We start from the raw sequence: 12,354 nt of genomic DNA, 5'->3' as shown, positions 1-12,354 counted from the left end.
AACCCGAACGGCATGCCGAAGTCAAGCGAGGCCTTTTTTGCCCTAAAAAAGCGCTGCGATGGCTTTTTTGGGGCTTTTTGGGGCGGTTTTTTGGGTTTGAAGGTCTTGGGACTAGCAGGCTTGAGCGCCCCGTGTTGTATTTTTTACGGGGGTGTTGTGTAAAAAAATGAACAAGGCTAAGCTCGATTCAAACCCATAACAGCAATAATACCGGGGTGCTTCATGTTTCACCTGCCGCCCAACGGCGTCTTGGCCTGCTTCAGCCAGGCTGTGTCATCCGTCCATTCCTCCCGCGTGAATGCCCGCGCACCGGCCAATATTCTTGACGCCCGGGCCAGCCTCTTTTTTGCCTCCTCATTTGCCACCGAACGGCATGCGCCCCGCATGCTGCTCAAGATTACGCACAACTTTGGCGTGAGGAATGCAACGCAGCAGCAAATGGCAGGTAAGCTCCTACCCTGAATGAAAAAACGACGCGGATGCTGCGTCAACCAACGCCTGGCCTTTAATGGATGCCAGGAAACCCAGCCCAGAGGCATTTATGAGTAACAACCTCGACCAGCTCACCGATTGGTTGAAAGACCACAAGATCACAGAAGTCGAATGCATGATTGGCGACCTCACCGGTATCACCCGGGGCAAGATCTCGCCGACCAACAAGTTCATCGCCGAAAAAGGCATGCGCCTGCCCGAGAGCGTGCTGTTGCAGACCGTGACCGGCGACTATGTCGAAGACGACATCTATTACGAATTGCTCGACCCGGCCGACATCGACATGATCTGCCGCCCTGACCAGAACGCTGTGTACCTGGTGCCCTGGGCCATCGAGCCCACCGCCCAGGTGATCCACGACACCTACGACAAGCAAGGCAACCCGATCGAGCTGTCGCCGCGCAACGTACTCAAGAAAGTCCTCAAGCTCTACGCCGACAGGGGCTGGCAGCCCATCGTGGCGCCGGAGATGGAGTTCTACCTGACCAAGCGCTGCGAAGACCCGGACTTCCCGCTGCAACCGCCGATTGGTCGTTCCGGTCGCCCGGAGACCGGTCGCCAGTCTTTCTCTATAGAAGCGGCCAACGAATTCGACCCGTTGTTCGAAGACGTCTACGACTGGTGCGAATTGCAGGAGCTGGACCTTGACACCCTGATCCACGAAGACGGCACCGCGCAGATGGAAATCAACTTCCGTCACGGCGATGCGCTGTCCCTGGCCGACCAGATCCTGGTGTTCAAGCGCACCATGCGTGAAGCCGCGCTCAAGCACAACGTGGCCGCCACCTTCATGGCCAAGCCCATGACCGGTGAGCCCGGCAGCGCGATGCACCTGCACCAGAGCATCATCGACATCGCCACCGGCAAGAACGTCTTCTCCAATGAAGACGGGACCATGAGCCAGCTGTTCCTCAACCACATTGGCGGCCTGCAGAAATTCATCCCTGAATTGCTGCCGCTGTTTGCCCCCAACGTGAACTCGTTCCGCCGCTTCCTGCCCGACACCTCGGCGCCGGTGAACGTGGAGTGGGGCGAAGAAAACCGCACCGTCGGCTTGCGCGTACCGGATGCCGGCCCGCAGAACCGTCGTGTGGAAAACCGTCTGCCGGGCGCCGATGCCAACCCGTACCTGGCGATTGCCGCCAGCTTGTTGTGCGGCTACATCGGCATGGTCGAAGGCCATAACCCGAGCGCGCCAGTGGTGGGTCGTGGTTACGAGCGACGCAACCTGCGCCTGCCGTTGACCATCGAAGACGCCCTGGAACGCATGGAAAACAGCAAGACCATCGAAAAATACCTGGGTCAAAAATTCATCACAGGCTACGTCGCGGTCAAGCGGGCCGAGCATGAAAACTTCAAGCGCGTGATCAGTTCGTGGGAGCGGGAATTCCTGCTCTTCGCCGTCTGATGCGCCGGGCGCGCCCTTTAAACGGCGCGCCCTTCACTGAAAAGTCTAGGAGATTGGTATGTCCAGCAACAACCCGCAAACCCGTGAATGGCAAGCCTTGAGCAGTGATCACCACCTGGCGCCGTTCAGCGACTTCAAGCAATTGAAAGAGAAAGGCCCGCGCATCATTACCAAAGCCCACGGCGTTTACCTGTGGGACAGCGAAGGCAACAAGATCCTCGACGGCATGGCCGGCCTGTGGTGCGTGGCGATCGGTTACGGTCGCGATGAACTGGCTGACGCCGCCGCCAAGCAGATGAAACAACTGCCGTACTACAACCTGTTCTTCCAGACCGCTCACCCGCCGGTGCTGGAACTGGCCAAGGCCATTTCCGACATCGCGCCTGCCGGCATGAACCACGTGTTCTTCACCGGTTCCGGCTCCGAAGGCAACGACACCATGTTGCGCATGGTTCGCCACTACTGGGCGATCAAGGGCCAGCCAAACAAGAAAACCATCATCAGCCGCAAGAATGGCTACCACGGCTCCACCGTGGCCGGCGCCAGCCTGGGCGGCATGACGTATATGCATGAGCAGGGCGACTTGCCGATCCCTGGCATCACCCACATCGCCCAGCCTTACTGGTTTGGCGAAGGCGGCGACATGAGCCCGGAAGAATTCGGCGTGTGGGCGGCCAACCAGTTGGAAGAGAAGATCCTGGAACTGGGCGTGGACAACGTCGGCGCCTTTATTGCCGAGCCGATCCAGGGTGCCGGTGGCGTGATTGTACCGCCGGCCACCTACTGGCCGCGCATCAAGGAAATCCTCGCCAAGTACGACATCCTGTTCATTGCCGACGAAGTCATCTGCGGTTTCGGTCGCACCGGTGAGTGGTTCGGTAGCGACTTCTACGACCTCAAGCCCCACATGATGACCATCGCCAAGGGCCTGACCTCGGGCTACATCCCCATGGGCGGCCTGATCGTGCGCGATGAAGTGGTGGACGTCCTCAACGAAGGCGGTGATTTCAACCACGGCTTCACCTACTCCGGTCACCCGGTGGCGGCGGCAGTGGCGCTGGAAAACATCCGCATCATGCGCGATGAAAAAATCGTTAACCGGGTCCACGACGAAACGGCACCGTATTTGCAGAAACGTCTGAGGGAATTGGCGGATCATCCGCTGGTGGGCGAAGTGCGCGGTGTGGGTATGCTCGGTGCCATCGAACTGGTGCAGGACAAAGCCACCCGCAAGCGTTACGAGGGCAAGGGCGTCGGCATGATCTGCCGCACGTTCTGCTTCGAAAATGGCCTGATCATGCGCGCCGTCGGCGACACCATGATCATTTCGCCACCGCTGGTGATCAGCAAGGCAGAGATCGACGAGCTGGTCACTAAGGCTCGCCAGTGCCTGGACCTGACTTTGGCGGCATTGCAGGGCTAAGTGCTAGGCTCAGAACGCAGCGGCTTTCGGGCGCTGCGTCTGAGTGGTTATAAAAATGGGGGCATTGGTTGAAAGCCGGCCCTCGAACTTGCCAGACTGTCGCCCTGTTTTGTTGCCCTTTGGCTGGGCCTCGAAACATATGAAGCTTGTGGCCCAAAAAAGAAAAAATTGGAGCATCACCAAATGAAGGCATTAGGTTTGAAGAACGCTGGCAAGACCCTCCTCGCCTTGTCCCTGATGGGCGCAATGGCGGGCGCGGCCCAGGCCGACGATAAAGTGCTGCACGTCTACAACTGGTCCGACTACATTGCACCGGACACCATCGCCAACTTTGAAAAAGAGTCCGGCATCAAGGTGGTGTACGACGTTTTCGATAGCAACGAAACCCTGGAAGCCAAGTTGCTGGCAGGCAAGTCCGGTTACGACATCGTCGTACCGTCGAACAACTTCCTCGCCAAGCAGATCAAGGCCGGTGTCTACCAGGAGCTGGACAAGTCCAAGCTATCCAACTACGACAACCTGAACAAATCCCTGCTTAAAGCCGTGTCGGTCAGCGACCCGGACAACAAGCACGCCTTCCCGTACATGTGGGGCTCCATCGGCATCGGCTACAACCCGGAGAAGGTCAAGGCCGCGCTGGGCGTGGACAAGATCGATTCGTGGGACGTGCTGCTCAAGCCAGAGAACATCGCCAAGCTGAAAAGCTGCGGCGTGAGCTTCCTCGATTCGCCAACCGAAATGCTGCCGGTGGCGCTGCATTATCTGGGCCTGCCGACCGACACCCAGAAGAAGGCCGACCTGAAGCAGGCTGAAGACCTGTTCCTGAAAATCCGTCCTTCGATCGGCTACTTCCACTCGTCCAAATACATCTCCGACCTGGCCAACGGCAACATCTGCGTGGCCGTGGGTTACTCGGGTGACATCGAACAGGCCAAGTCCCGCGCGGCTGAAGCCGGTGGCAAGGTCAAGGTGGCCTACGATATTCCGAAAGAAGGCGCTGGCAGCTTCTTCGACATGGTCGCCATCCCTAAAGATGCCGAGAACGTCGACGCCGCCTACAAGTTCATGAACTACCTGCTCAAACCGGAAGTCATGGCTGAAATCACCAACAGCGTGCACTTCCCGAACGGTAACGAGAAGGCTACCGCACTGGTCGACAAAGAAATCACCAGCGACCCGGGCATCTACCCGCCAGCGGACGTGCAGGCCAAGCTCTACGCCATTGCTGACCTGCCGGCTGCAACCCAGCGTGAAATGACACGCAGCTGGACCAAGATCAAGTCCGGTAAATAAGCCTTAAAAGCTGTGGGAGGGGGAAATGTGGTGAGCGGGCTTGCCCCGCGCTGGGCTGCGAAGCAGCCCAATCAATCTGCGGTGAACCCGGCGGGGGACAAGCCCCCTCACCACAGCACGCTCCCTCCCATAAATTAAATGACAGAAAGTTTTGCCGGATCGGTTTATCGAGGGTAAGTTGCGCGCCGGTTTTGTTGCCGGGCAACAACTTTGGGCCCAACTATTTAAGAGGACCTCCACTTGCCAATTTCTTTATTTCTCAAAGCCATGCTGGTGGGTGCAGGTATCACGCTGACGTTGAGCGTGCAGGCCGCACCGACGGTGCATATTTATAACTGGTCGGATTACATCGGCACCGACACCCTGGCCAACTTCGAAAAGGCCAGCGGCATCAAGCCCGTGTATGACGTGTTTGACTCCAACGAAACCCTGGAAGGCAAGCTGCTGGCCGGGCGTACCGGTTACGACGTGGTGGTGCCGTCCAACCACTTCCTGGGCAAGCAGATCAAAGCCGGGGCGTTCCAGAAGCTCGACAAGTCATTGCTGACGAATTACGCCAACCTTGACCCGGCGCTGCTCAAGCGCCTGGAAAAGAATGACCCGGGCAACCAGTACGCCGTGCCGTACCTGTGGGGCACCAATGGCATTGGTTACAACGTCGATAAAGTGAAGGAAGTGCTGGGCGTCGACCATATCGACTCCTGGGCGGTGCTGTTCGAGCCTGAGAACATGAAGAAGCTGGCGACGTGCGGCGTGTCGTTCATGGACTCGGCGGATGAAATGCTGCCGGCGGTGCTCAACTACATGGGCCTGAACCCCAACAGTACGAACCCGGATGACTACAAGAAGGCCGAAGAGAAGCTGCTGAAAGTGCGGCCGTACGTGACCTACTTCCATTCTTCCAAATACATCTCGGACCTGGCCAACGGCAACATCTGTGTGGCGGCTGGTTTCTCCGGCGATGTGTTTCAGGCCAAGGCCCGTGCGGCCGAGGCGGGCAAGGGCGTGAACATCGCCTACGCGATTCCGAAAGAAGGCGGCAACCTGTGGTTCGACGTGCTGGCCATCCCCAAGGATGCCACCAACGTCAAAGAAGCCCACGCCTTCATCAACTATTTGCTGCAACCTGAGGTGATCGCCCAGGTCAGTGATTACGTCGGTTACGCCAACCCTAACCCTGGGGCGGACAAACTGATGGAGCAATCGATACGCACGGACGAAGCGGTTTACCCACCGCAGGCGGTACTCGACAGGACTTTTGTCAACTTCGAGCTACCCCCGAAAGTGCAACGTTTGATGACCCGTAGCTGGACCAAGGTCAAGACGGGCAAATAAAGCTTTAAAGCTCAAACTATCCTGGGTTCGCCTACATCGGGCGAACAGCAATTTTGTTGGGAGTTTCGTAAATGGCAGTTGCCTCCGGCGCCTATAAGAAAGCCCTCGAAGGGGACCAGACACCGAAGAAGGTGCTGGTCAAAATCGACCGGGTCACGAAGAAGTTCGACGAGACGATTGCCGTGGACGATGTGTCCCTGGAAATCAAGAAAGGCGAGATCTTCGCCCTGCTCGGCGGTTCGGGTTCGGGCAAGTCCACCTTGCTGCGCATGCTCGCAGGTTTCGAGCGCCCGACCGAGGGCCGCATCTACCTCGACGGTGTGGACATCACTGATATGCCGCCCTATGAGCGGCCGATCAACATGATGTTCCAGTCCTACGCTTTGTTCCCGCACATGACCGTGGCGCAGAACATCGCGTTCGGCCTGCAACAGGACAAGATCCCCAAGGCCGAGATCGACGCCCGCGTGGCCGAGATGCTCAAGCTGGTGCAGATGAGCCAGTACGCCAAGCGCAAGCCGCACCAGTTGTCCGGTGGCCAGCGTCAGCGTGTGGCCCTGGCCCGTTCCCTAGCCAAGCGCCCGAAACTGCTGCTGCTCGATGAGCCCATGGGCGCCCTCGACAAGAAACTGCGTTCGCAGATGCAGCTGGAACTGGTGGAAATCATCGAGCGCGTCGGCGTGACCTGCGTGATGGTGACCCACGACCAGGAAGAGGCCATGACCATGGCCGAGCGCATCGCGATCATGCACCTGGGCTGGATCGCCCAGATCGGCAGCCCGATCGACATCTACGAAACGCCTACCAGCCGTCTGGTGTGCGAGTTCATCGGCAACGTCAACATCTTCGACACCCAAGTGGTCGATGACGCCGAAGGCCATGCGGTGCTCAAGTGCCCGGACCTGGACCGCGACATCTACGTGGGTTACGGCATCGCCACGTCGGTGGAAGACAAGTCGGTGACCTACGCGATTCGCCCGGAAAAACTGCTGGTCACCACCGAAATGCCGACCTGCGAGCACAACTGGTCCAGCGGCAAGGTGCACGACATCGCCTACCTGGGCGGTCACTCGGTGTTCTACGTGGAGCTGCCGAGCGGCAAGCTGGTGCAGTCCTTCGTGGCCAACGCCGAGCGCCGTGGCCAGCGGCCAACCTGGGGTGACCAGGTCTACGTGTGGTGGGAAGACGACAGCGGCGTGGTACTTCGCTCATGAACATGAAGAAGCTCAAGCGCCGCCTGCAACGAATAACGCCCAGTGGCCGTCATGCGGTCATTGGCATTCCCTTCCTGTGGCTGTTCCTGTTCTTCATGCTGCCGTTCTTCATCGTCCTGAAGATCAGTTTTGCCGAAGCCGACGTTGCGATCCCGCCGTACACCGAGATCTACACCTTCGTTGAGCAGAAACTGCAGTTGGTGCTCAACCTGGGCAACTACGCGATGCTCGGCGACGACGAGTTGTACATCGCCGCGTACCTGGGCTCGCTGAAAATGGCGTTCTTCAGCACGCTTCTGTGCCTGCTGATCGGCTACCCGATGGCCTACGCCATTGCCAGTGCGCGCAAAGAGATGCAGACCGTGCTGGTGCTGCTGATCATGATGCCGACCTGGACCGCGATTCTGATCCGCGTTTATGCGTGGATGGGCATCCTCAGCAATAACGGCTTGCTCAATGGCTTCCTGATGTCCATCGGGCTGATCAACGAGCCGCTGCAGATCCTCAACACCAACATTGCGGTGTATATCGGCGTGGTCTATTCGTACTTGCCGTTCATGATCCTGCCGTTGTACGCCAACCTGGTGAAACACGACCAGAGCCTGCTGGAAGCCGCATCCGACCTGGGGTCGAGCACCTTCAACAGCTTCTGGAAAATCACTGTGCCGCTGTCCAAGAACGGCATCATCGCGGGGTGCATGCTGGTGTTCATTCCGGTGGTGGGTGAGTTTGTGATCCCGGAACTGCTAGGTGGCCCGGAAACCCTGATGATCGGTAAAGTGTTGTGGCAAGAATTCTTCAACAACCGTGACTGGCCGGTGGCGTCTGCCCTGGCGGTGGTGATGCTGGCGATCCTGATCGTGCCGATCATCCTGTTCAACCGCAGCCAAGCCAAAGAGATGGAGGGCAAGATATGAAGCGCTTCAGATTCTCCAGCTTTATGCTGGTGGCGGGGTTGTTGTTCATCTACCTGCCGATGCTGATCCTGGTGATCTACTCGTTCAACGAATCCAAGCTGGTGACAGTGTGGGGTGGTTGGTCGATCAAGTGGTACGTGGGCCTGCTGGACAACACCCAGTTGATGGGCTCGGTGGCGCGCTCCCTGGAAATCGCCTGCTACACGGCGGTGGCCGCGGTGGCGCTGGGTACGTTGGCGGCCTTCGTGCTGACGCGCATCAGCCAGTTCAAGGGCCGCACGTTGTTCGGTGGCCTGGTGACTGCGCCGTTGGTCATGCCCGAAGTGATCACCGGTCTTTCGCTGTTGCTGCTGTTTGTGGCCATGGCGCAAATGATCGGCTGGCCCCAGGAGCGTGGCATCGTCACCATCTGGATCGCCCACACCACGTTCTGTGCGGCGTATGTGGCGGTGGTGGTGTCGGCGCGACTGCGTGAGCTGGACTTGTCGATCGAAGAAGCGGCGATGGACCTGGGTGCACGGCCGTGGAAGGTGTTCTTCCTGATCACTATCCCGATGATCGCGCCGTCGTTGGCGGCGGGCGGCATGATGTCGTTCGCACTGTCGCTGGATGACTTGGTATTGGCCAGCTTCGTGTCGGGGCCGGGTTCGACCACCTTGCCGATGGAAGTGTTCTCGGCAGTGCGCCTTGGGGTTAAACCCGAGATCAACGCCGTGGCCAGCCTGATCCTGTTGGCGGTGTCGCTGGTGACGTTCCTGGTGTGGTTCTTCAGCCGCCGTGCCGAAGAGCACCGCAAGAAAGCCATCCAGCAAGCCATTGAAGAAGCCGCCGCCGATGGCTGGCAGCAGCCGGACAAGCGTCGGGCACCTGCACCGGTCTAACTGACGGAATGCGGTAAAGAAGTGGGAGCTGGCTTGCCTGCGATAGCGGTCTATCAGTCGACAGATGAGTCGACTGGCAGGGCCTCATCGCAGGCAAGCCAGCTCCCACAGTTGATTGCATTTCAGGTCAACTATGCAGTCCAGGGAGACTTGCGGATCACCTCTACAAAATTCATCGGCTTGAACCCCGGCTCCTGATCCACCAGCACATCCGTCTTCACGTTGCCAAACGTGGTCTGCGGACGATGGCGCAAGCCGTCGGCAAACGCGCAGATGATGCACTCCTTGAACCCTTCACCGCGTGGATGCGCATGCACCACGGCTTCGCGCTGCACGCTGGAAAACGCGGCGTAGTCCATGCCCAGCACGTCCATTTCCACACCGGCCGTCACCAGCGCCACGGTCGGACGCAGATGCTGCGGTACGCCCGGTGTGGTGTGCAGGGCGATGGACAGCCACACTTGTTCGATGTCGTCATCGCTCAGCCCGTAAGGCTTGAGGAAAGCGGCGGCGGCGTTGGCACCGTCGACTTCGAAGCGCTCGTTGTCACTGCGAAGGCCTTCCACCAGGCCCAGGTCATGGAACATCGCGCCGACGTAGAGCAGCTCCGGGTTGTAAGCGAGTTGCTTGCGTTCGCCGCTCAAGGCGCCGAACAGGAATACCCGGCGGGAGTGGTGGTAGAGCAGGTCGGATTCGACGTCGCGGATGTATTCGGTGGTGGCCTTGGCCAGGGCGCTGTCCGGGATCTGGATGCCGGCGATGGTGGTGCTCATGGTCGTTCTCCTCAACAAAGCGCCGGGGGTGGCGCCGATGAGTCCAGTCTGGTCGCGTGTCCGCGAAGGGGCTATGGCGGCGAGGATGCGATCCCGGCCAATGTGCCGTCACATCGTGCCAGCCGGAGTAATCTCTTGAAGCCTGAGAGGATCAAGTGTGGGAGCGGGCTTGCTCGCGAATGCGGTATGTCGGTTAATACATGTGTCGACTGATCCACCGCATTCGCGAGCAAGCCCGCTCCCACATGGGTTTGTGTTCATTCAGTTAACCAAGGCTAACCATTCATGGGCAAAACCGTCGCCATCCTGATCTTCCCCGGCGTCCAGTCACTGGACGTGACCGGCCCCATGGACGTGTTCTGCGAAGCCAACCGTTTTCTACCGCCGCAAGACCATTACCAATTGGACGTGATCGGCTTCGGCCACGGCAGCATGGCCGCTTCCAACGGCCTGTCATTGCAGGCCCACCATCACTACAGCGAAGCCCTGCGAGCCTACGACCTGCTGTTGGTCGCCGGCGGCCCGCAGTTGCCCTTCGAAGACTTCGGCGCCGAGTTCGATGACTGGCTGCGTGGCGCCAGTGCCCGTGCGCAACGTTTCGGCTCGATCTGCAACGGCGCCTTCATGCTGGCACGCGCCGGGCTGTTGGACGGCAAAACCGTGACCACCCACTGGAATGACGCGGCGGATCTGGCGCGCCTGTGCCCCACAGCCCAGGTCGAAGCCGACCGCCTCTACGTGCAGGACGGCAACCTCTACACCTCGGCCGGGGTCACGGCGGGCATCGATCTGTCGCTGTATTTGCTGGCCCAGGATCACGGCCCGGAAATCGCGTTGAGCGTGGCCAAGCGCCTGGTGGTGTTCACCCAGCGCTCGGGCGGGCAGTCGCAGTTCAGTCCGTTCCTCACCCCCCACGCCGAAACCACCTCGGCGGTGGCGCTGGTGCAGTTGTACGTGTTGGCGAACCTAACAGGGGATTTGACCATTGCCGACCTGGCCAAGGCGGCCAATATGAGCGCGCGTAATTTCTCCCGGGTGTTTGCCCGAGAGGCGCGGATCACACCAGCGGAATTTGTCGAACGGGCGCGGGTAGACGCGGCACGGGTCATGCTCGAAAGCAGCCCCGCGCCGCTCAAGACCGTTGCCTACCAATGCGGCTTTCGCGACGCCCAGCACATGCGCAGTGTGTTCAACCGCCGGCTGGGCGTGACGCCGCAACAGTTCCGGCTTAACTTTGCGGCGCCGGTTTGAGGGTGTCGTAGGCTTCCAGTGCGCGCAACGAGTAGATGTACGCCGCGCCCGCATTCAGCGAGATCGCTGTGGCCAGGGTAGCGGCGACTTCTTCGCGAGTGGCGCCGGCCTTGATCGCCGCGTCGGCATGCACGCCGATGCAGCCGTCGCAGCGGGTGGTGATGGCCACGGCGATGGAGATCAGTTCACGGGTCTTGGCGTCGAGCACGTTGTTTTCTTCGGCGGCCTCGCCCAGCGCCATGTAGGCTTTGACCATCTTCGGGTTGCTCTTGCCCAGTGTGCCAAAGGCTTTCTTTACGGTAGGCAGCAAGTCGGACCAGTTATTGAACATTGCGGTAACTCCTGAACAGGTGTGGGTGGTGTGGAGCCAGTCTCTTCCGTTCGGGGGTGGCGTTATTGTTCAATCCGCTCATCTTTTTGACCGATGCTCGCAAATGAATTCGATCGACACGCTCATCGCGCTGGCCAACCTGCGCGGCAGTCTAGATCTACGTTGCCAATTCCAGGGGGAGTGGGCCCTGGGTCATTCACCGGAAAGCCTCGGCGTGGCGCCTTACCACATCGTGCTCAGCGGCACCTGTCGTGCCGAGTTGTCCGGCGGGCAGCAGGTGACGCTGGAGGAGGGCGATATCCTGCTGATGCCCGGCGGTGCCACCCATTTGCTGCGCAGCCAGGGTGCGCGGATTCGGCCGATGCAACCGCAAGTGGTCAGCGGTGGCCTGCTCCCGGTGCATCGCCTGGGCGGCGACCGGCCGGACCTGGACATGCTCTGTGGCAGTTTCCACTACAACCGCCAGTCATTGCTGCTCGGCGCGTTGCCGGAGTACCTGGTGGTGTCCAGCCGCGAGTGGCAGGGCGACGGCCAACTGGCGGCGTTGATCGCGTTATTGCGCAGTGAAGCGGACGGCCAGCAATTGGGCGCGCGCTCCTTTATCGACGCGTTGTCGTCGGCGCTGTTCACGCTGATCCTGCGCACCTGGCTGAGCCGCCAGGCGCCCGTGGCCGGCACCTTCGCGTTGCTCGCCGACAAGCGCTTGAGCAAAGCCTGGCAGGCGATGCTGGCCGATCCGGGGCATGAGTGGACCATCGACAGCCTGGCGGCTGCCGCGACGATGTCACGCGCCACCTTCATGCGTGCGTTCGTGAAAGTGGCGGGCGTATCGCCGTGGGTGCTGCTGACCCAGTTGCGCATGGAACTGGCCTTCAACCTGTTGCGCCAGTCGCACCTGAGCCTGCTGGATATCGCCGCCCAGGTGGGTTACCAGTCCCAGGCGGCGTTCAGCAAGAAATTCAAGGAGACCTATGGCGAGGCGCCGGGCCGGGTGCGGGCACGATAGCCGCTGTAGCGTATATCCAATGTGGGAGCA

12 protein-coding genes are annotated in these 12,354 nt (G+C 59.9%); 10 read left to right on the top strand and 2 right to left on the bottom strand.

Annotated features, from left to right (window positions below; translation table 11 throughout):
- The first annotated feature begins 222 nt into the window (after positions 1-222).
- The 8 genes from U367_RS0120270 (at position 223) to U367_RS0120235 (ending at position 8,963) form a co-directional block, all read left to right on the top strand.
- A complete protein-coding gene (locus tag U367_RS0120270) occupies positions 223-462 on the top strand; it encodes a hypothetical protein (protein WP_028618372.1) in 240 nt (79 codons plus the stop codon).
- Positions 463-541: 79 nt separating this feature from the next.
- A complete protein-coding gene (locus U367_RS0120265) occupies positions 542-1,900 on the top strand; it encodes a glutamine synthetase family protein (protein ID WP_028618371.1) in 1,359 nt (452 codons plus the stop codon).
- 58 nt (positions 1,901-1,958) lie between these two features.
- A complete protein-coding gene (locus tag U367_RS0120260; RefSeq protein WP_028618370.1) occupies positions 1,959-3,323 on the top strand; it encodes an aspartate aminotransferase family protein in 1,365 nt (454 codons plus the stop codon).
- Between the two features lie 198 nt (positions 3,324-3,521).
- Entirely contained in the window at positions 3,522-4,616 is a 1,095-nt protein-coding gene (locus tag U367_RS0120255) for a polyamine ABC transporter substrate-binding protein (protein ID WP_028618369.1), read from the top strand.
- A gap of 240 nt (positions 4,617-4,856) precedes the next feature.
- Entirely contained in the window at positions 4,857-5,951 is a 1,095-nt protein-coding gene (locus U367_RS0120250) for a polyamine ABC transporter substrate-binding protein (RefSeq protein ID WP_028618368.1), read from the top strand.
- Positions 5,952-6,022: 71 nt separating this feature from the next.
- Entirely contained in the window at positions 6,023-7,165 is a 1,143-nt protein-coding gene (locus U367_RS0120245; protein ID WP_028618367.1) for an ABC transporter ATP-binding protein, read from the top strand.
- Positions 7,162-8,082: an ABC transporter permease subunit gene (locus U367_RS0120240; RefSeq protein ID WP_016979002.1), complete on the top strand. Its 921-nt coding sequence runs from the start codon at positions 7,162-7,164 to the stop codon at positions 8,080-8,082. The genes U367_RS0120245 and U367_RS0120240 overlap by 4 nt, the downstream gene beginning before the upstream one ends.
- On the top strand, positions 8,079-8,963 hold the full coding sequence (locus U367_RS0120235; protein WP_003195236.1) for an ABC transporter permease subunit: 885 nt from the start codon (positions 8,079-8,081) through the stop codon (positions 8,961-8,963). The genes U367_RS0120240 and U367_RS0120235 overlap by 4 nt, the downstream gene beginning before the upstream one ends.
- A gap of 131 nt (positions 8,964-9,094) precedes the next feature.
- Here the strand turns inward: U367_RS0120235 and U367_RS0120230 are convergent, their stop codons facing one another.
- The gene (locus tag U367_RS0120230; RefSeq protein ID WP_028618366.1) at positions 9,095-9,736 is read right to left on the bottom strand and encodes an HD domain-containing protein; all 642 of its coding nucleotides are present in this window, start codon (positions 9,734-9,736) and stop codon (positions 9,095-9,097) included.
- 285 nt (positions 9,737-10,021) lie between these two features.
- Here U367_RS0120230 and U367_RS0120225 point away from each other — a divergent pair, with 285 nt between their 5' ends.
- Complete coding sequence (locus U367_RS0120225; RefSeq protein WP_028618365.1) at positions 10,022-10,987, top strand: GlxA family transcriptional regulator; 966 nt, start codon at positions 10,022-10,024, stop codon at positions 10,985-10,987.
- Here the strand turns inward: U367_RS0120225 and U367_RS0120220 are convergent.
- On the bottom strand, positions 10,965-11,318 hold the full coding sequence (locus U367_RS0120220; protein ID WP_028618364.1) for a carboxymuconolactone decarboxylase family protein: 354 nt from the start codon (positions 11,316-11,318) through the stop codon (positions 10,965-10,967). The genes U367_RS0120225 and U367_RS0120220 overlap by 23 nt on opposite strands.
- A 103-nt stretch (positions 11,319-11,421) precedes the next feature.
- Between U367_RS0120220 and U367_RS0120215 the strand changes: the two genes are divergently transcribed.
- Positions 11,422-12,324, top strand: a complete 903-nt coding sequence (locus tag U367_RS0120215; protein WP_028618363.1) for an AraC family transcriptional regulator — start codon at positions 11,422-11,424, stop codon at positions 12,322-12,324.
- Positions 12,325-12,354 lie beyond the last annotated feature (30 nt).

Source organism: Pseudomonas canadensis, from assembly GCF_000503215.1.
GTDB lineage: Bacteria > Pseudomonadota > Gammaproteobacteria > Pseudomonadales > Pseudomonadaceae > Aquipseudomonas > Aquipseudomonas canadensis.
The sequence above is the reverse complement of the archived record's forward strand: the minus strand, read 5'-3'. Positions and strand labels throughout refer to the sequence as shown.